Consider the following 23,188-nt stretch of genomic DNA (forward strand, 5'->3'; position numbering starts at 1 on the left):
AAGTAACTTTGATTTTTGCCAGTCACTGTTAGAAGTGGTACTGAGCAATCACAGAGTAAGTGTCTTGGTCGACACCTTTCACGCCGTATTTATTGGTCCACAGATCGTACTCGATACCTACCAGCAGTTTATTTGCCTTATGGTCACCAAATAGGCTCTTACCTAAATCGTATTTAAGCTGAGGGTTAAAGTGGAAGTTCTCTTCATAACCACTGTTGTCTGTTGCAAATACCCAATCGATAAAGCCATCGAGAATGATGTTAGCAGACCCTACAGGGATATCGATTCTGAATACTGGGGTGAACTGCCAACCATCACTGATGTTGCCTGAGCTCATCGCATCGCGACGATAGGTGTTGAAGTTAAGGTAGGTAAAGTAAGGTATGGCAACATCGACCCCTAAGCCATAGAGCAAGCTATGCACAGGGCCTTCACCTTCTTCGTAGGTGAGGGCTAATGAAAGATCGGTGATTGGGCCGAAGGCAATCTTTTCGCCGAGGATTTTACTCGCGCTAAAGCGCGGTGAAATCTCTCCGTAGGTGGTGCTATCCATGCCCGTGTGGTCGCCTTTGAAATAGATAAAATCTTGGAAGGCAAACCAATCACCGTATTTCCATGCACCAGCGGTTTCGAGTGTGACTGTCGTTTGCTTGTCCGAAGGAGCCAAGTCGTAGTCTTCGCCATAAAGGGCGGTTGCACTGAAATCCCACCACTGTACTAAGTCACCAGCAAATGCTTGAGGTGAAAGCATTAATGCTAGACATAGGCATGTCTTTTTCATTGTTATTTCCTGTTGTAGGGGTAGAGGTTAATAAGGTTGTACTCAGTTCCTGCTCTGTGCACTGTATGGCAAAGCGACTCAGGTGTTGTGTCTTGAGTCGACCCCCGACAGAGAGCTAGGTCAAAAGTGCGGGCAATATATGCAAAAATTTACAATTATTCAAAGTTTTTATCGAATGTTGTTGTGAAAATCACATAATCATATTGTGGGTTTATATTTGCTTAATTTATTGATTTTGTATGATTATTTGTTGTTTTAATTCTTGTTTGTTGATGTTTTAAGCTAACTTTTTGAATTGATTGTGCTTAATTTTAGAACAGAAACCCATAGCGTTTTCCCTATAAAGCGATTCAGCCTATTAGTCAGCTTCAGTTATTTCCCTTGCTGTCGTTTAAAAATCGGCGTATAAATTTATGACATATTATGTCGCGCGTCTGTTGTTCTGCTGCTATAGTGCTGCACTGGATGCTCTCATTTCAGGGGGAAATATGGAGTTTTCGAATCTGATTGTCATCTGGTCTATTATCGGGATTATCTTGATGCTAGCGGAACTGGTGATACCCGGAGGTATAGTTGTGCTTCTTGGCGCGGCCTGTTTAGTGGTCGCAGGTGCCTTAGGTATTGGCCTAGTGGAAGGCTTAGTTCAAAGTCTGACACTGTGGTTTATGTCGGCCATTGTCCTATTGCTTGCCTTTCGGCAAGTCACACAAAAATTGGTCGGTGGGGATTCCCATGTGGACAACACCGATGAAGAACTTGATATCTACAATCAAATCGCTCGAGTGAAACAAACCATAGGCCCAGGACAAACCACAGGAAGAGTCGAGTTTCAAGGGAGCGAATGGCCCGCATTGGGGGATGGTAGTGTCATTGCTGCGGGCTCTGAGGTCAGGATTATCTGCCGTGAAAACATTGCCCTAGTGGTTGAGCCTGTTCATCAGGCAACGTCTCAAAACTAAAGGATGAGTCTATGTTTGTGTTTACCTTAATCATTTTATTTGTCTTGTTTATTCTCTATAAGCTCATGCTAATAGTGCCAATGCGTGAGGTGCATGTCATTGAGCGTTTAGGGAAATTTCGCACCGTACTCCAACCGGGATTTCATTTCTTAATTCCCTTTTTCGACCGTGTGGCCTATCGCCACGATACCCGTGAGCAAGTGCTCGACGTGCCGCCACAAAGCTGTATCTCCAAGGATAATACTCAGCTTGAAGTCGATGGCTTAGTGTATCTTAAGGTCATGGACGGTAAATTAGCGAGCTACGGTATTGAAAACTATCGTAAAGCTGCCGTCAATCTGGCGCAAACTACGATGCGTTCTGAAATCGGTAAGCTCACTTTGAGTGAAACCTTTTCCGAGCGTGACCGCTTAAACGAATCTATAGTGCGCGAGATTGATAAGGCGTCAGAGCCTTGGGGGATCAAAGTGTTACGTTATGAGATCCGCAATATCACGCCATCGCGCCACGTGATCCATACCCTTGAAAAACAAATGGAAGCCGAGCGCCGTAAACGCGCTGAAATTACCCTAGCCAATGCTGAAAAGGCTGCGATGATCAATATGTCAGAGGGTGAACGCCAAGAAGCGATTAACATTTCTGAAGGCCAAAAACAGAAGCGTATCAACGAAGCTAAGGGTACAGGCCAAGAGATTGCCATTATTGCTAAGGCAAAGTCCGAAGGCATGGCAATGATTTCCCAAGCGTTAGCGGTTAATGGCGGTACCGATGCGATGAATATGTTGTTAAAAGAGCAGTTTATTGCTCAGGTTGGTAAGATCCTCAACGATTCGCAAGTGTCGGTCGTCCCGGCTGAAATGGCAAAACTCGAAGGATTCTTCGAAGGAATGGAACAAGTCACCCAAACCGTGGCTGGCCATAATGCAACTAGCAAAGGAGCTCGCTAATGGAAATCCCATTGAATACTGATGTCGCAGTAATGGTTATTTGGGGACTGATTTTCGCCATATTTGTGATTAAGCTGTTCCAATCCATTCGCTTAGTCCCGACTAAATCGGCCTATATCGTTGAGCGTTTAGGTAAGTACCACTCGACGTTAGATGCGGGTTTCCACACCCTGATCCCATTTGTCGATAAAGTGGCTTATATCCATGACTTAAAAGAGGAAACTATCGACGTGCCACCACAGGAGTGCTTCTCGAGCGATGAGGTGAATGTGGAAGTCGATGGGGTGATTTATATCTCTGTTACCGATCCTGTGAAGGCAAGCTACGGCATTACCGACTATCGTTATGCGGCTATCCAGCTGGCACAGACCACCACGCGCTCTGTGATCGGCACTTTAGATCTCGACCGCACCTTTGAAGAGAGGGATGTGATTTCGGCCAAGGTAGTGGAAGTGCTCGACCAAGCAGGCGCCATGTGGGGGATCCGCGTGCATCGTTATGAGATTAAGAACATCACGCCGCCCGAGACGGTGAAAAACGCCATGGAAATGCAAGTGAATGCCGAGCGTGAGCGCCGTGCATTACTGGCAAAGAGTGAGGGTGATAAGCAGAGTAAGATTAATCGCTCCGAAGGGATTAAAGCGGAAACGATTAACCGTTCTGAGGGGGAAATGCAGCGTCGTATCAACGAGGCCGAAGGTAAAGCGGAGGAGATTTTAACGCTGTCGCGTGCCACGGCGGAATCGATTGAACGTTTAGCAACAGTGATTGCCGCTCCTGGTGGCCATAACGCACTGCGTATGCAACTCGGTGAGCAATACTTTAAGCAGCTTGATGGGTTAAGCCAAAAGTCTAGCCGTATTGTGTTGCCCGGTAATATGGTCGATTTCGATTACTGGATGAATAGCATAGGCTTAAAAGAGAAAGCTTAAGACACTAAACCATGCAGTTGCTTAAATATTCATAAGCTTAAGCACCAATAAACCTAAGGCCAAATAGTGATATTTGGCCTTATTTTTTGCGGTTTTGCATAGGATTGACAAGGATGATTGGTTGAAAATGTTTCGGACGAATGCATCTAATTGACGCGGTACAGGGGGAATTCAATGAAGCCATCCGTTGGCGTTACATTGTATTAAGACTAAGCGCGTTAATAGGCCAAACGTTCAGAGATTTCGGAGTGGGAATGGGTTTCGATAAGCCGCGCTATAGTGTCTTGTTCAAGTACTGCTAAGGCGGAAATTTCGTTGTAAATCTTATCCTGCACATCTAAAGGCATGTGAACATGCTCCATAAACATCCGGATACTTAAGGCGTCACCACTTTTGAACAGTTGGCTAAATTCAGAGGCTTCGATCTCGATTAATGCATTCATAATACTTCACCCTGAGGTTGGTTTTTGGAGAGTAGACAACAGGTTTTGCTGTTTATTAAGAGATACGCCTAAGTTTGATCTAGGTCAATTAAACGCCATATTAATCTTTCTTAATAAACAAATTTATTGTGTAAAAATAGGTGGTTATAAATTCCATAAAATGAAATTGTGACTTATACCAATCACATTAAATATCTAATCAGTTCAGAGCCTCACAGGCATCTCAATCCAAGGCGCATTGACGAAGAAATGGTTATTCCCTTTTAAGTCAATGTAACACGGGAGTGAGATGCCTGTGAGGCTCCCGGAGGGCGGGGTTGAACGTGCTTTATACTGCGTTTAAGGCTTTCGACAGAGCGCCACTATGCCTTCAAGCCTTCGCCTTGTCTAAAGCCCGTTTAACTCCCGCTGAATGAACAGATATTTAATACGATTGGTATTAGCTCAATGTTTAAAACGAGGCGGAAGAGGGTGGTTGGAAGCGGACTTCAGTTGGCAAGAAGATAAAAAATCGCGGCGCGTGATGGCTCACGCGCCGCGATTCAGAGACCCATTTCCGAGTAGGATTACTTAGGAATGGCTAAGAGTTGGCAGCCATTGATCCCTGCATTTTGCAAGGTGTGACGCTTACGCTCGGCATCACGTTTGCGCTCATAAGGCCCGAGGATGACTTTGTACCAAGTGCCTGAGGTGCCCTCAATTTGTCTGACCTGCGCTTCTAATCCTTGGAATGCAATCACGGCCTTCATCTGGTTCGCCTGCGACTCCTGACGGAATGAGGCGCACTGCAATTGATATTGCTGTGGAGCACGCGTTGCCACGACATCAGGAATATCCACTTCGACGTGTTTATTCTCAAGCTCGTCCAGATAGGTCCATTCTTCCTTGGGTTTAGGCGGCAAGGCATTCGGATCTTTCTTCGGCACTTCAACTACCGGCTGTTCCTCTACCGGAGCGGCGACGGCGACTTCTTGGCGCTCAACCTCTTTAACCTTTGGCGTTAGCGTTGCAGCGGGTTCTTTTGCCTTCACTTCTTTTTCTGTTTTGACTTCTACAGGCGCTTCCTGCTTGGCCGTGTCTTTAATGCTCCACAGAAAATAGCCAAAACTGCCTACAGCAATAAAGGCAAACAGGATCAAAGGAATAGGAAGTTTACGGCTAGGCGGGGCCTTTTTAGCCGCAGGCCTTGCGCGTGTCGCGCGGATCGGGCGCGGTTTTGCGCCCGATTGCGGTCTTCTGTTGGCATAGTCACGATTGCTCATGGCTTACATCCGTTCTAGGGTTTCGATACCTAGTAGATTTAGGCCTTTTTGCAGAGTGCTCGCCGTCAGTTGTGACAGCAGTAAACGACTGTGTTTTTGCTCGTCGTTATCGGCTGCAAGCACTGGGCAGGCCTCATAGAAACTAGAGAAAGCCCCTGCTAATTCATAGAGGTAACCGCAGAGCACATGTGGTTGGCCTTTGTCGATAACACGGCTTAGGATTTCACCAAACTGCGCTAGTTTGTTGCCTAGATCTTTCTCTTTTTCGTGGTCGAGTACGATTTTGGCTTGGCTTAAGTCAACATCGGTCGCACGCTTAAAAATGCCAGCGACACGGGTGTAAGCGTATAACAGGTAAGGCGCGGTATTGCCTTCAAAGCTCAGCATTTGCTCGAAGCTGAAGATGTAATCGCTGGTACGGTTTTTCGATAGATCAGCATATTTCACCGCGCTGATCCCAACTACGCGGGCAATCTCTGCAAGTGTCGCTTCATCCATATCTGGATTCTTACTGCGAACTAATTCCAGCGCGCGGCTGTTGGCTTCGTCGAGCAGATCAACTAATTTCACCACGCCACCAGTACGGGTCTTGAACGGACGACCATCTTCGCCATTCATAGTACCAAAGCCTAAGTGCTCGAGTGACATATCCTCGCGGACAAACTTGGCCAGTTTGGCAAGGCTAAACACTTGCTGGAAGTGCAGTGCTTGGCGTAAATCAACAAAGTACAGCACGCGGTCGGCTTTGAGTACACTTGAGCGGTAACGCATCGCGGCTAAGTCGGTTGTGGCGTACAGGTAACCACCATCGGCTTTTTGAATGATAACCGGCAGTGGTTCGCCTTCTTTTGTGCGGAAGGCCTCTTGGAAGACCACTTTGGCGCCGTTACTTTCAGTCAATAAACCTTGGGCATCTAAATCTTTAACAACTTGCTCTAAATCGGCGTTGTAGGCGCTTTCACCGTGCACGTCGGCGCGGGTTAAACTCACCCCTAAACGCTCGTATACTTCGTGGCAGTGGCTTAGCGAAATATCGTTAAATTCGCGCCACAGTTTGTTGCAGTACTCATCACCGGATTGCAGTGCAACCACGAGCTGACGGGCGCGGGTCGCGAACTCAGCCGATTCGTCGAAACGCAGTTTGGCGGCGCGGTAGAAGGTTTCGAGATCCGATAACTCTAATTGGGCTTGTTCGCCATTGGCTGCACGTAATTCTTCCATGTAAGCCAGCAACATACCAAATTGGGTGCCCCAGTCGCCCACGTGGTTTTGACGGATCACTTTGTGACCTAAAAACTCGAGGGTGCGCACCACGCTATCGCCGATGATGGTTGAACGCAGGTGACCTACGTGCATCTCTTTGGCGAGGTTTGGTGATGAATAATCCACCACAACAGTTTGTGGTGCGGGTAATTTGATCCCTAAATGCGCATCGCCAATCGCGGCTTGTAATTGGTTAGCCAGTGCGCTGTCATCGATGAAGAAGTTGATAAAACCTGGGCCTGCGATTTCAACTTTTGCCACATAGGCGGAGGCGGGAAGGTTGTCGATGATCAGCTGTGCTAATTCACGCGGATTTTTACCCGTTGCCTTGGTTAGCATCATGGCTACGTTGGTTGCCAAGTCGCCATGGCTCTTATCCTTGGTTCGATCTACTTGAATTCGGGCCTCAAAATCCGCAGGTAAAATACCTTGTTGTTTAAAGGATTCGATGGTTTGGTCAAGTAATGATTGGATATGTGATTTCATGGGTTAATTAGCTACTAACTTTAAGAGTGAATACAGGGAATAACCGCGTATTTTAGCCGTTTGTGGTGACTAATTGCTATCTTCCCGATGATTTTTTATCAAATTATTGAATCACAACAGATCCTGCGGATCCCTATCTAGGCTCCAGCGGCAGCGTTTGGCTTCGGGCAGTTGTTCCACAAGCGGATAAATACGCTCAAACTCCTGCTGTAATCTATGTCTATGTTTGGCTTGAAACATCAACTGGCGGCGGAACTTACCGGCCTTTCGATCGAGTGGCGCGGGCATTGGGCCGATAATCTCAAACTCTTTATCTTGGGGCAGCAAGGATGCAAACGCATTAAGAAAATTGTCAGCATCTAAGGCAGAATGCGCCTCGGCGCGCACCAGTACCATATGCCAAGCGGGTGGCAAGAGCGCCATTTGCCGTTCTTTTAATTGACTGCGGGCAAATTCGCCATAACCGCGGTGGAGTAAATCCCTAAGGATCGGGTTATCACTCTGGTGAGTTTGCAGAAGCACTGTACCGGGTTTATTGGCCCGCCCAGCGCGGCCCGCCACTTGGGTATAAAGCTGGCCGAAGCGCTCTGGCGCCCTAAAGTCGGCGCTAAATAGCGCACCATCAACATCGAGTAAGCCCACTAAGGTAACATCAGGGAAGTGGTGCCCTTTGGCCAGCATTTGGGTGCCAACCAAGATTTTATATTCGCCCTTATGAATCGCACTTAAATGGTTTTCTAGCGAACCTTTAAGGCGGGTGGTATCGCGATCGATACGCACCACTGGATATTTTGGAAACTCCAATTGCAGTGCTTCGGCGAGCTGCTCGGTACCAATACCTTGGCCCATCAACATGGTACTGCCGCAATTATGGCATTGCCTTGGAATGGCATATTGATTACCGCAGTGGTGGCAGCGAATTTCCCCAAGGGATTGATGCACGGTAAAAAATGCATCGCAGCGGTCGCATTCATGTAAGTGGCCACATTCATGGCAGAGCAGCGCTGGCGCAAAGCCGCGGCGGTTTAAAAATAGTAATACCTGATTTCCGGCTTCTAAATGGCTGCGGATCTCGTTGATAAGTGGTGCCGACATGCCCGCCTTGAGGGGCAGGTTTTTAATATCGATAATACCTTGGCGTACTTTTTTAGCATTGCCAGCCCGCTCACCGAGTTGCAGATGATGATAACGACCACTGAGCGCATTTTGCAGGCTTTCTAAGGAAGGCGTTGCTGATCCTAAAATCACTGGGATTGATTCTAAATGCCCACGCATTACCGCTAAGTCGCGCGCATGATAACCAACGCCTTCTTGCTGTTTAAAGCTGCTGTCGTGTTCTTCGTCGAGGATGATTACACCGGGAAATGCCATCGGCGTAAACAATGCGGAGCGAGTACCAATGATGATGGCCGCTTGGCCACAGCGAGCTTGTCGCCAGGCTTCGAGGCGCTGATTGTCGGTTAAACCTGAGTGCAGCACGGCAACATTCACCTTAAATCGGCGTTTAAAGCGATTGATGGTTTGCGGCGTGAGGCCAATTTCAGGCACTAGAATAAGTGCTTGTTTACCTTGTTTAAGGATATGTTCGAGCAAGGCTAAATAGACTTCTGTTTTACCCGAACCGGTAATGCCCTCGAGCAGAGTACAGTGATATCCTTGTTGCTGCGTTAATACCGTTACGGCAATTGCTTGCTCTTTATTTAGCCTGTGGGGCGTTTCATCGAGCTCGAGTTGGCTGCGCCAATCGAGATTGAGCTCGGCGAGTTTTTCGTGGCGGGCAATCCAGCCTTTATCTTCTAAGGTTTTGAGCGCGGTCTTGTTCAGCGCTAGGCTGATGACTTCTTCCTGGGTGAGACTGGTTTGTTTTAGCTGTTCGAGTAATTTTTTTTGAGCGGGCGCGCGTTTTAAGGTTTCTGGCGCAATATTGCTGCCTAGCTCTGTGATGTGCCAGTACTGGATTTTTTGTGGCGCGGCATCTAGGCCCTTGCGCAGTGCTACAGGTAATGCTTGGGTGAGCATTTGGCCTTGGCTGCAAAAGTAGTATCGGGCTGCCCATAGGGTTAATTTATAGAGCGATTCTGGCAATAAGGGCGTGTCATCAATAAACTCTATAACGGATTTCAGTTGCGTTGGCGCCAGATCGCAACTGTCGGTAATCGCGGTAACGAGCCCAATAAGTTGTTGTCGTCCAAAGGGGACTTTGACCCGAACGCCAATTTGTGGCTTGGCTTGGGGGCTATCATCGCTTTGCTCGTTTGTCTTTACGCGATAAGTAAAGTTTTGCCGCATAGGCACAGGTAACGCAACTTCAACAAACAGTGACATATGCTGGGCGAGTCTAAAAGGGAAATGAGGTTTAGTGTACTCAGCGCGGCTAGCAAGGGCTAGTCCTAATGACAGTTTATCCAAGGATAGTTGAGAGTAAGTAAATGACTAAAATAGCGAAATCATTAGGACTCTTTGCCTTAGTGTGTAGTGCTGCTGTGCAGGCACAGGTTTCCCATGTCAGCATCAACAATCGGATGTTTGAATTGGGCGCCTATCCCAAAATGCGCGTGAATGTGATCAGTGATAATCAGGATATGACGCGGCTTGAGTTTGTGTTGCATCAGTCCAGCGGTGAAGAAAAGCTGATGGCTGAGCAGCTTAATCGTTTTTTGATATTGCTGACGGGCGTTGAGGATGTCACTGATCCTAAGGCACGCTTGTTAGTTCGTGAATATCGAGTCGATCGCTGGTATGAAGTGAAAAATCTGCCGCTGTTTGATAATACTTCCTCTGCGACGTCTTCAGTATCGCAAGCAAAAACCGCGGTTGTTAAATCAAACAAAGCAGCCAAAGCCGAAACTAGTCAGTTGGCGGCAAGCTCTGCTAAAAGTGACAAAACCACAGTTAAATCAACTAAGGTTGTGCAAGAGGTGAATTTAGTCACCGCTGAAGCAGATGTTGCGCCCGTTATTGTGGCGGCTGTGACGGCAAACGTTGCTGCGCCCCGCGCTTCTGGATTTACCTTCCCAGAGGATAAGCCTGACGCGAAAGCATCCTCAGCTTCGAGTTTGTCTACAGAACCTTCTATAGCTAAGCCATCGACCGAACCATCTGCTGCCCAAGTCTCATCTGCAAACGCAGATATGGCAAAAGCTGATAAGAGTATAAATGGGATTGATGTGTCTGAAGCTAAGACAGCCGAAGTGACTAAGATTGCTAGCTCGACAAATGCCAATGCAACAAGCTCGGGTGAGTGTATGTTGGATTATCACAACGAGACCCTATGGCGGATTGCCAATCGCTATGCCCTTGAGTGGCAAGTCAGTGTTTATGGTGCGATGTTGGCGATTCATGACGCTAATCCTAAAGCATTTGCTAAAAATCGTATCAATGCCTTAAAGAAAGACGCCACTTTAACTTGTCCATCGGCTGAGATACTCGCGCGTTATCCCAATGCACAGGCCGCTAAGGCGAGTTTCGAAGATAGGGAAGCTGGCCAATAAAAGCAGAGACAAATGGGCAGTAAACAAGTGGATTATCGTTAAAATGCTCAGATAATCTACTTGTATCCGCTTAGGTGATACTGTAATATCCTGCGCCCTAACATATCCGTTATTAACTGCATGTGGTGTCCGACTTCGGGTTGGAAGAGCGACATGGCCTTACTTTTGAGGTAACCCCAATGAAACCAGGTATCCACCCAGAATATGCAGTAATCACTGCAAACTGTACTTGTGGCAACGTAATCAAAGTAAACTCTACTGCTGGTAAAGACCTGCATTTAGACGTTTGTGGTGCATGTCACCCATTCTACACAGGTACACAAAAAATTGTTGATACAGGCGGTCGTATCGACAAGTTCAACAAGCGTTTTGGTATGCTTGGCAAGAAATAATTGCGTTAGCAATATTTCTCTCGAAGGCGCCTCTGGCGCCTTTTTGCTTTTTGTCGTTAGCTGGCACGTAATCGCTACTTTTTAGCCTTTCTGGTACGACTTCAATTAAAAAAGCACCACTATCACTTTCTTCCTGTTGAAATTGCGCAAAATCGACTTATTTATAGTAATTAACGATAAGATAATGCTAGTTAGTGTCTTTATTGTAATTTAGTCAACATTTTTTAGGTTTGACCACAGTTTTACCCTTGTTTTATTGCATATTTTCGTTTGTTTTCTACAAATTTAAACAGGTAATCATCCGTTATCGACTAAGATAAGTTTGTAAAACTTAGCTTAGGGCGACAATTCAGCCGTAAAGGCGAAATTTCTCAAGATCTTATTTAAAATGTGACCTAATTGGCGTATCTTACCCCGACCTGCCACACTGTTTAAATCACCCATAAATGAGGTGATCTTGAGTCGGTCGGCCTTACTTCCATACTTATAAATGTCGCATTTCAGGATGTTAAAATGTCAGATATTCGTCAACAAGCACTCGATTATCATGAATTCCCCGTTCCCGGTAAAACTGCAGTATGCCTCACCAAACCTGCTGAAACGAGCCATGACCTCGCGCTAGCCTATAGCCCTGGTGTGGCTGAACCAGTACGTGAAATTGCCGCTAATCCTGAAAATGCATATCGTTATACCAACAAAGGTAACACTGTTGCCGTTATTTCTAACGGTACGGCGATTCTGGGCCTAGGCAACTTAGGTCCATTGGCTTCAAAGCCCGTGATGGAAGGTAAGGCACTATTATTCAAACACTTTGCTAATATCGACTCGACCGATATTGAAGTAACGCATAACACTGCTGAAGAGTTTATTAATACAGTTGCGGCCATTGCTGGCACCTTTGGTGGAATTAACCTCGAAGACATCAAAGCGCCTGAATGCTTTGTTATCGAGCGCGAATTGATTGAGCGTTGTAATGTGCCTGTGTTTCACGATGACCAGCATGGCACTGCCATTGTTACCGCAGCTGGCATGATTAACGCTTTAGAGATTCAAGGTAAACTGATTAGCGATGCCACTTTTGTGTGTATGGGTGCTGGTGCGGCTGCCATTGCCTGTATGACCATGTTAGTGAAGTGTGGTGCTAACCGCGCCAACATTTACATGCTTGACACCAAAGGCGTGATCCATGCGGGTCGTACTGATCTGAATGAATACAAAGCCTTGTTTGCGAATGAGACAGATAAGCGTACCTTGCAAGATGTGATTAAAGGCGCTGACGTTTTCTTAGGGCTATCCGGCCCGAATGTGATTGGTGCTGAAGAAGTGGCCATGATGGCGGATAAGCCAGTGATTTTTGCCTGCTCAAACCCAGACCCTGAAATAAAACCTGAACTTGCCCACGCGACGCGCAGCGATTTAATTATGGGTACTGGTCGCAGCGATTATCCAAACCAAGTGAACAACGTACTGTGTTTTCCGTTTATTTTCCGCGGCGCATTAGATGTGCGTGCATCGTGCATTAACGATGAGATGAAGATTGCGGCTGTGCATGCCATTGCCGGATTAGCGAAAGAAGAAGTCCCAGCAAGTGTACTTAAGGCATATCCAAAGGTAAGTTCATTAAGTTTTGGTCCTGAATATGTGTTACCAAAACCGATGGATCCACGTTTATTGCCGCGCGTGGCCCGCGCCGTGGCGCAAGCGGCCATTGATTCGGGTGTTGCTGCAATAACGACTTTGCCCCAATATGCGGATTAAGCGACAACAGAATTAATAGAAGAAGAGGCTAATTAGCCTCTTTTTTGTTTTAACGTTGGCTGAAATCTCTGCTATTGGCGCGATTTTCAATGTCTTTGAAAATAAATCCTAGGTTGCCTTTTAGCTTATGCTACTGAATAATCTTGAGTAGCATTTGTTTAACTCATGTTAAGAGTGCACCAATAATTATAATAATCCTGCAGGATAGCGGCTCGATGAAATTCACTCGAATGTTAACAACAAAACTAACCAGCTTCTGGTTAATGTCTTTAGCCGCTATTGCCTTCGTCTTTTTACTCAGCGCAATGATGAGTTTTGTACAATTAACCTATAAGTTTCAGCAGCAGAAAGTGTCTGAACTTGAATCCCTTCTAATAGAGCATTATCACTCCCAGCCCGATTGGGAGTTGGAGTCTTGGCTGCCTCCCATGTTGCTGGCGTATAACGCCGTTGAATTTCGTTTAACCATGAAGAGCGAAGTGCTTTTCACCTATCACGGCAATGTGCAGACGCAAAATGCCATGGTGTATACCCATTTGCTCGATCCTCAGTCGGGTCTCACAATGGCTCTGAGCTTGCCACAACCTTTCGAACATTACAGTGTGAGTTGGTATGAGTTGCTTATCTTGGGCATTGGCTTACTAGCTGTGATTGCTTTGGTACGTTTCGGGCATATATGGTTTTCGCAGCAGTTGGATGGTATCGAAGAGCTTGCTCAGCGCAGTCGATTAATTTTACAAGGTAAACATGAACAAGCGCTGGCAACCCCTGGTAATGGTAAGCCAAGGCTAATCAATAGAGCCTTAACCAAACTGCTTGAGGAATTGCAGGATGCCCATAAGGAACGAGGTCGTTTCGATAAGTTTATTCGCTCCAATACCTTTTTAGATGCGCAAACCCGTATTGGTAATCGGCTGTTTTTAAATAACCGCCTCGATGCCATGAGCCATGACCAAGGTATGGTCGCTCATGGGGTGATTTATCTGTTAGAAATGGATGATCTCGATTTGATACAGCAGGCAAAGGGTGAAGCTGCTGTTAAAGAGTTACTCCATGCGACGGTCAATAGTATTAACTCTATCTTGCAAACCTTGCCGAACAGTATTTTTGCGCGGCGTAACCATAATCAATTTGCGATAGTTGTGCCCCACGTCTCTTTGATTGAGGCAGATCAGCTCGCCAGTAAGTTACTTAAAGTCTGCTTGAGTCAAACCTTGCCCGATGATGTGGACAATAGAGATAACTTTTACCACTTGGGCTGTGCTTATTTTACCGCCGGGGATAATGTTAATCAGCTGCTTGATGAGGCCGATATGGCGTTACGTGCTGCTCAATTACAAGGTAATAGTAATTGGTTTATGTACGATAAGGGCGCGATTGATGAGGAGTTTGCCAAAGGTTCAGTGCGTTGGCGCAGCTTCTTAGAGAATGCCTTAGTTCAGCGGCGTTTTTATCCCTTTAGTCAGCCCATTATGGATTTAGATGGGGGAGAGCACCATAAAGAGATCTTTACCCGGGCGCGGGATAATCAAGGGACATTAGTGCGGGCGACGTTGTTTATCCCCATGGCAAACAAATGTGGTTTGATGCCACAAATTGAACGGCAGATGATTGAGCGTGTATTGGGGTTGCTCGGCCAAGAGCAGCATAAAGATCAAATCTATAGTGTGAATCTTAGCTTAGATAGTTTGATGAGCCGGGCCTTTACCCAGTGGCTTAAAACGACCTTACTTGAGCATCGCCATCTGACACCTCAACTGATTTTTGAGGTGTCAGAGGATATAGTGATCCAGCATCAAGACAAGCTTCAGCCTAAACTCGATATGATCCGTAAGATGGGCGCTCGTCTGTGTGTCGACCATGTTGGACAACAGGTTGTTGGCACTTACTATATCCGAGAGTGCCATTTCGACATGATTAAACTGCACCGTTCTATCGTACGTCATATTCATTTACGCCCTGAAAATCAATTGTTTATTCGTAGTTTAATCGGTGGTTTATACCGTACTGAAGTGCAAGTGTGTGCGGAGGGGGTTGAAGTGTTTGAAGAATGGCAAACTTTGCAAATCCTCGGGGTGGGGATGGCCCAGGGCATGTATTTTAGCGATCCAGTAGAGGTGTTATAAGTCGTATTGTTTTCCCCGAGTGATGTGATCCTCGTGGAAGAATAGGGCTGGGTTGTTGAATTTCTCTATAAAATTCACAGATTAGCGGATAAACTAGCCTGTGCCAAAATTATGACGCTGGAGATGACGAATTTCGCATTCTAAATGCTGTGAGCTTATCTCCGTCTGGTGTTGTAGAAATAGCGCAATTCGCTGGCTTATCACTCAAGCTTAACTTTATCGGAAGACAGGCATTTTTATGGATAAAGGACTTTTTGCTCGGTTGGCCTTTTGGCGAGCCAAACAGACGGGTGTTGCACTGGGGGTGTATGTCTGTGCTGATAAGCTGTGGGTCTATGCACCTGCCACCGAACGTCAGCATGAGCAGTGGGTTTCTTTTGAATTACAACAAGATCAATGGCAAAGCGTCTTTGCTGAACTTGCCAGCACTTTCCCCCATGCCGCTTTACAGATCACTCTTAGTAGTGGTCGCTATCAATTGCTCGTCGCCGATAAACCGAATGTCGATAGTGAAGAATTATCTCAAGCTTTAATTTGGTCTATCAAAGATATGGTCAATATTCCTGTGCCGCAAATTCACTTGGATTATTTTGAGCCCCCTTTGCCAAGCAATAAACTCAATGTTGTCGTGGTTGATAAAGATAAATTGATCAATATGGTTCAAGCCATCAGTGAGCAAGGCTTGACTGTTTTAGGGATTAGCATCGAAGAACTCGCGATGACCAACCTGTTTATGGATGATAATCAGGCAAGATTGGTCGTTAGCCATCATTCTGGGCAGGAGTTGTTACTGACGGTGGTAAAACAGGGGCTGTTATATATGCAGCGCCGTGTACGCGGTTTTAGCCAATTAGATAAGGCTGAAGTGGATGAACTAAACTATGGATTGGCAGATAACTTAAGCCTAGAAATTCAAAGATCTATGGATTATTTTGAGAGTCAACTGCGCCAGCCTCCTGTTAACTCCATTGAGTTATTTGCCGACGGTGCGGTCGATGCCTTAGCGAAGTTGGTGTCAGCCAACTTTAATCAAGCTGTAAACGTGGTTAATAAGACCTCCGTTGGCGCGAAAATGGCAGGATTGGCCTTTAGTGAGCTTTCACGAGGTGACGAGTGATAAAATCGAGAGTCAACCTATATTCTGCCGCCCTATTGCCGCCAAAGCAGAGCTTAACCTTCGCTAAATTAATCAGTTATACCGTAGGCTTGTTAGTTGTCTGCGGTGCAGTTGCCGGTTTTAGCTATTGGACATTAAATGAGTCTGTGCAGGCGCTAAGCCAAGCGTCAGCGCAAAAACAGCAATTTGACCAGCAAAAGGCGGAGTTTGAAGCACAAATCGCCGCCCGTAAACCCGATCCTGAGTTAGTCGCGCGCGTCGAGTTAGAGTCACAGCAGCTCGAGCTAAAGCAATTATTAATGAATGAGCTGGAACTGCGTTCCTCCCTCACCAGCCGAGGTTTTGCACCTGTATTGAAGGATTTGGCTATGGTGGCCGATGCGAGTGTTTGGCTTAACCATATTGTGATTAACGAGCAGCACTTTATGTTTGAAGGATTTGCAGATCATCCTCAGAGTATCCCGCTTTGGGTGAGTAAGCTAAAAGCGACCCAGACCTTAAAAGGGCAGGCTTTTTCCTCTATGACCATGGATCGCGGTGAGGATAAACCGCTGGCTTTCACGCTGACGAGTGAGACCCCAGAGGAGCAGGCGCGATGAAAGCCCAATTTGAACAATTAGCGCAAAAGTTTGATGCTCTCAGCCAACGCGAGCGTGGGCTAATCGCCATTGCCCTGTTAGCACTGATCGCTATGTTGGCTTATATGCCTATTGAGTCGCTTTGGAAACAACAGCATTCGACGGCGCAGCAGTTAAAGGTCATAGAGCAAGAAAATCAGGTTTCGGTGCAACAGATTGATTTATATCAGCAGCGATTAGCGCTAGATCCTAATCAGGACTATCGCCAGCGTTTAACCTTGCTACAGCAACAAAATCAACAGCTTGATACTCAGCTTAACGAGCAGATGGTCGATATGGTGCCCGCCGATTATATGCCTGAACTATTGGGTAATCTGCTTGGGCAGGTTCAGGGAATTACCTTACTGAAGTTTACCTCTGTCGCGCCCGTACCACTGCTTGCGGTGGGTGAAGAGAAAAAGTTGAATTTGTATAGCCATGGGATCCGCATGAGCTTAGAAGGTGATTATTTCTCGGTATTGCGTTTTGTTGAAGCAGTAGAAGCCATGCCCGACAAACTTTACTGGAAACGCCTCGACTATAAAGTGGCTGATTACCCCAAAGGGAAAGTCGATATCGAGCTTTATACCTTGAGTATTAATAAGGACTTTATCAGTGTTGCTCAATAAGCCTTATATTTTCATCGCATTACTGGTGATTTCGGCACAAGTGTCGGCTGAAAACTTACGGGACCCTACTTTGCCCGGTAAAAGCTATTCGGCTGTAAGCGCTGCGAGTCAAAATCAGCATCAAGCCTTAGTGCTCAACAGCATTGTCAGCTCAGGCAACACGGCTTACGCCGTGATTAATAATAAAATTGTGTCCGTAGGTGATAGCATCCAAGGGGTCGAAGTCGTGCGTATTACCCCCTCGTCAGTATCACTTTCTGACGGACGGAAATTAGCATTATTTCAAGCAATAACAGAGAGATAGGGAATAAGACTCAGATGACCGCCATTAAATACTTCACACCTCTACTCTCACTTTGCCTTATGGCTTGCCAAACTACAGATAGACCGCAGCCTATGGCATCAAAAGAGGCTCTTTCTGCGTCGATGCAGGCCGCGAAGCAGTCAACGCCACCTCCGCCAGCCGTTATGCCAGAGGCGGTGCAGCGTGAACTGAATACTAATACCTTAATGGGCAGTTTAGCTGCGCCCATGGAAACCGAACGTCGTATCGATGTTTCTGCCCATGATGTCGATGCGAGGGTGTTTTTCCCGAGCCTCGTTCAGGGCACCCCCTTTAGTGTGGCGGTGCATCCCGATGTGCAGGGCACGATTTCATTGTCGCTAAAAGGCGTGACATTGAGCGAAGCCATTCAAGTGGTTGAAGATATTTATGGCTATGAAGTCAGCCGTGAAGGACGTATTTTGCGAGTATTCCCTGCGGGGATGCGTACTGAGACTTTTCCGGTCAATTACTTATACATGGTACGCGATGGCCTGTCGTTAACCTCGGTGAGTTCGGGCCGAATTTCCGATAACAGCAACTCGAATAACAATAACGGCAATAATAACTCGAATAACGGTAACGTTAGTGGCAATAACAATTCGAGCAACGGTAATAATGCCAACAATAACAGCAGCGATAGCAGCAATGGCACCTTTATCCGTTCGCACACTAAGACCGATTTTTGGGGCGAGTTAAAAGAAACCTTAACCGCCATTGTGGGTGACACGGGCGGTGGTCGCCAAGTGGTCGTCACTCCACAGGCGGGATTAGTGACGATTCGTGCCTATCCGAATGAATTACGTCAAGTACGTGCATTTTTAAGTTCGGCAGAGATACATTTACAACGCCAAGTGATCCTTGAGGCAAAGATCCTCGAGGTGACTCTGTCTGATGGTTATCAGCAGGGGATTCAATGGCAAGCGCTTGGCTCAGCGTTAGCAGGGGGAAATACTCAGGTAGGCGTAAGTACGTCTGCTGGTTCAGGTTTGAGTGATCAAATTAGCTCAACGCTGGGTGGCGTAACGACGATTAGTTTCAAGGGTGCGGATTTTGCGGGGATGATTAACCTGCTCGATACCCAAGGTGATGTGGATGTATTATCCAGCCCAAGGGTGACGGCATCGAATAACCAAAAAGCGGTAATTAAAGTCGGTACCGATGAGTATTTTGTTACCGATGTTTCATCAACTACTGTGGCTGGCACTACGCCTATTACGACACCTCAAGTTCAATTAACTCCCTTTTTCTCGGGGATTGCGCTGGATGTAACTCCGCAAATCGATAAAGACGGCAACGTATTACTGCATGTTCATCCATCGGTGATCGATGTCAAAGAACAGGAAAAAGGCATTGTAATCAATGACCAACCTTTAAAATTACCCTTGGCGCAAAGTGAAATTCGCGAGTCTGATACTGTGATCCGCGCGGCCTCTGGCGATGTTGTCGTCATTGGTGGTTTGATGAAGAGTGAAAACTCAGAAGTGGTATCGCAAGTACCTTTGCTTGGGGATATCCCTTGGGTGGGTGAACTGTTTAAAAACCGCAGTAAGCAGAAGAAGAAAACCGAGCTGATTATTATGTTAAAGCCGACCGTGGTGGGCGGGGATACGTGGAAAAACGAGTTAGAGCGTTCTAAGACCTTACTCGACCGTTGGTATCCAGAAAATAAGTAAGCTTTCATGTATTTGAAGCACTTTGGACTCAGCCAAACGCCATTTTCGTTAACCCCTAATACCGGATTTTTTTTCGGGTTATCCCCGCACGTAGAGGCGCTGCAAGTATTGCAGACCGCCCTACAAACCGGGGAGGGTTTTATCAAAGTCACAGGCGAAGTGGGCACGGGCAAAACCTTAATCTGCCGTAAGTTGATTAATGAGCTGCCGCAGGGCTTTCATTGTGCGTATCTTCCTAATCCTTATCTCACCCCCGTCGAGCTGCGCTGGGCGGTGGCCAATGAACTTGGATTAAAATACACCAGCGAAATCGATCAGCAGCAACTCACTGGACTTATTCAGCAACAATTACTCGCCCTGAGCGCCCATGGTCACGCCATCGTATTAGTGCTGGACGAAGCGCAGGCCTTGCCCGATGAGAGCCTTGAAGCGTTGCGGCTGTTTACCAATCTTGAAACCGAAAGCCGTAAGCTGTTGCAAGTGGTGCTCTTTGGTCAGCCCGAGTTGGATGAGCGATTAAAGCGCCAAGCCTTTAGACAACTGCGGCAGCGCATCACCTTTAGTTACAGTCTGCGGCCGTTAACTTGGGATGAAACCGATGCCTACATTCGTTACCGCTTAGCGGTGGCAGGCTATGCGGGGCAAGCATTATTTAGCCCTAAACTGACGCGTAAAATCGCCGAGGCATCACGAGGCATTCCGAGATTGATCAATATTTTAGCCCATAAAGCCCTGATGCTCAGTTTTGGCGAAGGGGCAACTCAGGTGCGCATCGCCCACATTAAGGGCGCGATACTGGATACCGAAGATGCCAGTCGCGGTTCGCAAAACTGGCCGACCTATATGGCGATCGCGCTGATAGTATGTGCAGCGGCAATTGCGGCATTGCTGGCATCAGGCGTTAACCTACAACAGTTGTGGGGAGGCTCCGCATGAGCGTGATCAACAAGATGCTGCAGGATCTCGATAAACGCCAGCAGGGGCATTCTCTCAGCAATGTGGCTGTTCATCAGGCCCAGTTTCTGGGGCGTCCCAATTCATCACGTAAATGGTTAGTCATCAGCTTAGTGTCACTGCTTGTAGGTGGTGTGTCGGTTTATGCCTTTCAGGCCATGTACGACTCAAGGAATGCCACTGATAACAGTGTTAACACTGTGATGAGTGCGCAAACTCAGTCGGATAACACAAACCCACAGACAGATACGAGTTCTATGGGAGCAGAAACGGGAGCAGAAACGACTATACCAACAGAGCCAACTGTGGAGATGGTGCAAGTGAGTCCGTCGTCGACAGATGCTCCAGCAAAGGATATGTCGGCGTCAGTAGAATCTGCCCCAAGTGTGGCTCAATCTTCCCGTGTAAACGCGGCGCCCGTTGAGCCAACGAGTGAACCGACAACAGAATCGGTTGCTGCAAATACCTCACCTGATATACCTAACAAAGCGGCATTACACCAAGAGTCGGTGCCGGCACAAACTGAGCCACAACAGGTTGCGGTTAAAGCAAATCAAGCGGAAGTTAACGTAAATCAGAGTGAAGTAAAAATAACCCAAACAGAGGCCAAGGCGAGTGAGTCAGTCGAGTCTGCTTCGACTCAAGCTTCGGCTCAGCCAACAGGGCAAATGGCGGTGACGGAAGTAAAGCTTTCTCCAAGCCAGTTAGCACAAAAACAACTGGTATTGGCGAGCGATGCCGAAAAGCAAGGTCAGTTGGTTAAGGCGATGGATTACTACGCTAAAGCGCTCAAGCTCGACCCGAGCCTACACGAGTCGCGCAAACAACTGGCGGCGTTGCACTATGGTCAAGGTGAGCAGCCCCAAGCGGCCGAAGTGTTAGCGCAGGGACGATTACTTTATCCGCAAGAGTTTGAATTTGCTTTGTTATTGGCTAGGGTGCAACATGCGATGGGCGATACTGACGCAGCACTTGCTAGCCTTGCGCAAATCCCCGATAGTCATCCTTTAGCTCGGCAAAAGTGGTTAGCGCAGACGGATTTAGCCCAAAAACAGGGGCAATATCCGTTAGTTGAACAGGCTTACCGCAAGTTATTGCAGCAGGAGCCGCAGCAGGGGAAATGGTGGATGGGATTAGCCTATGCTCTTGACTCTCAAAAGCAATTTACCCAAGCCAGTCAAGCCTATCGTACAGCATTAAGCTATTCCGGTTTATCAACTCAGGCCACGGCTTTTATTGAACAACGTTTACAACAACTAGGAGATAGCCAATGAAACCCAGATTAAAGATGCGTTTGGGCGATCTGTTAGTTCAAGAATCGATTATTACCGAAGAGCAGCTACAACAAGCCTTGGGCGAGCAGCGTAAGACGGGCCATAAACTTGGCCGAACTCTGATTGAGCTGCGCTCTATTACCGAAACTCAACTGCTGCAATTTTTGTCGCAGCAGTTAAATCTACCGCTGCTGGATATCAGCAAACGCCCAATTCCCACCGAGGTGGTGAATCTGATCCCTGAGGTGCAAGCAAGGCGTTTTCGTGCCCTTGCGGTTGAAGATCGGGGTGATACGGTATTAGTGGCCATGAGCGATCCGGCGGATTTGCAGGCGCTCGACCATTTAGAAAGCTTAATTGCGCCGAAAAAGCTCAGTGTCGCAGTCGCACCCGAGCAGCAATTATTGCAAGCCTTCGATAACCTGTATCGCCGCACCGACCAAATCGCGCAAATCGCTGGTAAGCTTGAAGAGGAATATGCCGCAGATCAAATGTTTGATTTGGCGAGCCTGACCTCGGGCGATAGCGATAATGAAACCACAGTGGTTAAGTTGCTGCAGTCGATTTTTGAAGATGCGGTGCAAATGCGCGCTTCGGATATTCATATTGAGCCCGGCGAAAAAGCCCTGCGGATCCGCCAACGTATCGATGGCCAGTTACACGAGACCATTCTAAATGAAGTCAATATCGCAGCGGCCTTAGTACTGCGGCTTAAGCTTATGGCTGGGCTGGATATTTCTGAAAAACGTCTGCCGCAGGATGGGCGTTTCCATATGGAAATTAAAGGTCACAAGATTGACGTGCGGATGTCGACCATGCCGATTTACCACGGCGAATCTGTGGTAATGCGTCTACTCGATCAATCCGCTGGGCTGTTGACCTTAAATGAGACGGGGATGCCGCCACATATTTTGGCGCGTATTCGTAAACAGATTAAACGCCCCCACGGCATGTTGCTGGTGACAGGGCCTACGGGTAGCGGTAAAACCACCACCTTGTATGGTATCTTAAGTGAGCTCAATACTGCGGATCGTAAAATTATCACGGTAGAAGATCCGGTCGAATACCAATTGCCAAGGATCAACCAAGTTCAAGTTAACCATAAGATTGGACTCGATTTTTCGAACGTGCTGCGCACTACTTTGCGTCAAGACCCGGACATTATCATGGTCGGTGAGATGCGTGACCAAGAAACCGTTGAGATTGGTCTAAGGGGCGCACTCACTGGTCACTTTGTGTTATCCACATTGCACACTAACGATGCGGTAACCAGCGCGCTGCGTTTACTCGATATGGGCGCCGCCAGTTACTTAGTGGCGAGTGCGTTAAGGGTGATTATTGCCCAGCGTTTAGTGCGCCGCGTGTGCCATAACTGCGGGGTGGAATATCAGCCTACGGCGCAGGAAAAAGCCTGGCTGAATAGTGTTAGTCGTCAGGACTTTTCATCGGCCAAGTTCCGCATTGGCACGGGCTGCCAAAGCTGCAATGGCAGTGGTTATCGCGGCCGTATCGGTATTTTTGAGATCCTCGAGTTGGATGAAAAGATGATCGATGCGATGCGTACCGGTAATCCACAGGATTTTGCCCGTGCAGCCCTGCAAAGCCCAAATTTTACTCCACTCGCCGAGTCAGCACTGCAATATTTGAGCGAGGGCATGACGACCATTGAAGAGGTGGCTAAGCTAGTTGAAGATGTGAGTGAGTCGCAGGTGCCACTCTCGCGGGATATTATCAGTCAGCAAGGCGTTGAGGCGTAATT

20 protein-coding genes are annotated in these 23,188 nt (G+C 47.2%); 15 read left to right on the top strand and 5 right to left on the bottom strand.

Annotated elements, in window-relative coordinates; all coding sequences use genetic code 11:
* Nucleotides 1-28 precede the first annotated feature (28 nt).
* On the bottom strand, nucleotides 29-781 hold the full coding sequence (locus tag KXJ80_RS05125; RefSeq protein ID WP_086902255.1) for an outer membrane protein OmpK: 753 nt from the start codon (nucleotides 779-781) through the stop codon (nucleotides 29-31).
* Between the two features lie 488 nt (nucleotides 782-1,269).
* Between KXJ80_RS05125 and KXJ80_RS05130 the strand changes: the two genes are divergently transcribed.
* Genes KXJ80_RS05130 through KXJ80_RS05140 form a run of 3 tightly spaced genes read left to right on the top strand, consistent with a single transcriptional unit; the run spans nucleotide 1,270 to nucleotide 3,619 of the window.
* Nucleotides 1,270-1,740: an NfeD family protein gene (locus KXJ80_RS05130; protein ID WP_037422373.1), complete on the top strand. Its 471-nt coding sequence runs from the start codon at nucleotides 1,270-1,272 to the stop codon at nucleotides 1,738-1,740.
* Nucleotides 1,741-1,751: 11 nt separating this feature from the next.
* Nucleotides 1,752-2,687, top strand: coding sequence for an SPFH domain-containing protein (locus KXJ80_RS05135; protein ID WP_037422376.1), 936 nt, complete (start codon nucleotides 1,752-1,754; stop codon nucleotides 2,685-2,687).
* A complete protein-coding gene (locus KXJ80_RS05140; RefSeq protein WP_037422379.1) occupies nucleotides 2,687-3,619 on the top strand; it encodes an SPFH domain-containing protein in 933 nt (310 codons plus the stop codon). Before KXJ80_RS05135 ends, KXJ80_RS05140 begins: the two co-directional genes overlap by 1 nt.
* Nucleotides 3,620-3,837: 218 nt before the next feature.
* Here KXJ80_RS05140 and KXJ80_RS05145 read toward each other — a convergent pair whose 3' ends face one another.
* The 4 genes from KXJ80_RS05145 to priA all read right to left on the bottom strand — a co-directional run bounded on the left by KXJ80_RS05145 (nucleotide 3,838) and on the right by priA (nucleotide 9,398).
* On the bottom strand, nucleotides 3,838-4,062 hold the full coding sequence (locus tag KXJ80_RS05145; protein WP_023266915.1) for a hypothetical protein: 225 nt from the start codon (nucleotides 4,060-4,062) through the stop codon (nucleotides 3,838-3,840).
* A 566-nt stretch (nucleotides 4,063-4,628) separates the two neighbouring features.
* Entirely contained in the window at nucleotides 4,629-5,324 is a 696-nt protein-coding gene (locus tag KXJ80_RS05150; RefSeq protein WP_037422384.1) for an SPOR domain-containing protein, read from the bottom strand.
* 3 nt (nucleotides 5,325-5,327) lie between these two features.
* Complete coding sequence (gene argS, locus KXJ80_RS05155; RefSeq protein ID WP_055648045.1) at nucleotides 5,328-7,073, bottom strand: arginine--tRNA ligase; 1,746 nt, start codon at nucleotides 7,071-7,073, stop codon at nucleotides 5,328-5,330.
* Between the two features lie 111 nt (nucleotides 7,074-7,184).
* Nucleotides 7,185-9,398 carry a primosomal protein N' gene (gene priA / locus KXJ80_RS05160; protein WP_055648044.1) on the bottom strand — a complete coding sequence of 738 codons (2,214 nt, stop codon included), beginning with the start codon at nucleotides 9,396-9,398 and terminating at the stop codon, nucleotides 7,185-7,187.
* 104 nt (nucleotides 9,399-9,502) lie between these two features.
* On the opposite strand from priA, the gene KXJ80_RS05165 reads away from it, so the two are divergent.
* From KXJ80_RS05165 to KXJ80_RS05220, 12 genes are all read left to right on the top strand, one after another.
* Entirely contained in the window at nucleotides 9,503-10,564 is a 1,062-nt protein-coding gene (locus KXJ80_RS05165) for a FimV/HubP family polar landmark protein (protein WP_259474536.1), read from the top strand.
* A gap of 179 nt (nucleotides 10,565-10,743) precedes the next feature.
* Nucleotides 10,744-10,956, top strand: a complete 213-nt coding sequence (gene rpmE, locus KXJ80_RS05170; RefSeq protein ID WP_037422397.1) for a 50S ribosomal protein L31 — start codon at nucleotides 10,744-10,746, stop codon at nucleotides 10,954-10,956.
* A gap of 513 nt (nucleotides 10,957-11,469) precedes the next feature.
* On the top strand, nucleotides 11,470-12,714 hold the full coding sequence (locus tag KXJ80_RS05175) for a malic enzyme-like NAD(P)-binding protein (RefSeq protein WP_037422400.1): 1,245 nt from the start codon (nucleotides 11,470-11,472) through the stop codon (nucleotides 12,712-12,714).
* A gap of 215 nt (nucleotides 12,715-12,929) precedes the next feature.
* Entirely contained in the window at nucleotides 12,930-14,840 is a 1,911-nt protein-coding gene (gene csrD, locus KXJ80_RS05180; protein WP_259474537.1) for an RNase E specificity factor CsrD, read from the top strand.
* A 238-nt stretch (nucleotides 14,841-15,078) separates the two neighbouring features.
* Nucleotides 15,079-15,957 (top strand): MSHA biogenesis protein MshI, encoded by an 879-nt coding sequence (locus KXJ80_RS05185; RefSeq protein ID WP_099457402.1) that lies wholly within the window; start codon nucleotides 15,079-15,081, stop codon nucleotides 15,955-15,957.
* Nucleotides 15,954-16,556 (top strand): PilN domain-containing protein, encoded by a 603-nt coding sequence (locus KXJ80_RS05190; RefSeq protein ID WP_099457403.1) that lies wholly within the window; start codon nucleotides 15,954-15,956, stop codon nucleotides 16,554-16,556. Before KXJ80_RS05185 ends, KXJ80_RS05190 begins: the two co-directional genes overlap by 4 nt.
* Complete coding sequence (locus KXJ80_RS05195; protein WP_099457404.1) at nucleotides 16,553-17,203, top strand: MSHA biogenesis protein MshJ; 651 nt, start codon at nucleotides 16,553-16,555, stop codon at nucleotides 17,201-17,203. The genes KXJ80_RS05190 and KXJ80_RS05195 overlap by 4 nt, the downstream gene beginning before the upstream one ends.
* Nucleotides 17,190-17,507, top strand: a complete 318-nt coding sequence (locus KXJ80_RS05200) for an MSHA biogenesis protein MshK (RefSeq protein ID WP_099457405.1) — start codon at nucleotides 17,190-17,192, stop codon at nucleotides 17,505-17,507. The genes KXJ80_RS05195 and KXJ80_RS05200 overlap by 14 nt, the downstream gene beginning before the upstream one ends.
* Before the next feature lie 14 nt (nucleotides 17,508-17,521).
* Nucleotides 17,522-19,201, top strand: coding sequence for a pilus (MSHA type) biogenesis protein MshL (mshL, locus tag KXJ80_RS05205; protein ID WP_218678291.1), 1,680 nt, complete (start codon nucleotides 17,522-17,524; stop codon nucleotides 19,199-19,201).
* Between the two features lie 6 nt (nucleotides 19,202-19,207).
* Nucleotides 19,208-20,137 carry an ExeA family protein gene (locus KXJ80_RS05210; protein WP_099457407.1) on the top strand — a complete coding sequence of 310 codons (930 nt, stop codon included), beginning with the start codon at nucleotides 19,208-19,210 and terminating at the stop codon, nucleotides 20,135-20,137.
* Entirely contained in the window at nucleotides 20,134-21,429 is a 1,296-nt protein-coding gene (locus tag KXJ80_RS05215; RefSeq protein ID WP_099457408.1) for a tetratricopeptide repeat protein, read from the top strand. Before KXJ80_RS05210 ends, KXJ80_RS05215 begins: the two co-directional genes overlap by 4 nt.
* On the top strand, nucleotides 21,426-23,186 hold the full coding sequence (locus KXJ80_RS05220) for a GspE/PulE family protein (protein ID WP_037422422.1): 1,761 nt from the start codon (nucleotides 21,426-21,428) through the stop codon (nucleotides 23,184-23,186). The genes KXJ80_RS05215 and KXJ80_RS05220 overlap by 4 nt, the downstream gene beginning before the upstream one ends.
* The last annotated feature ends 2 nt before the right edge of the window (nucleotides 23,187-23,188 follow it).

Origin of the sequence: Shewanella xiamenensis, from assembly GCF_024971755.1 — a bacterium.
In the GTDB taxonomy this organism is placed as follows: Bacteria; Pseudomonadota; Gammaproteobacteria; order Enterobacterales; family Shewanellaceae; genus Shewanella; species Shewanella xiamenensis.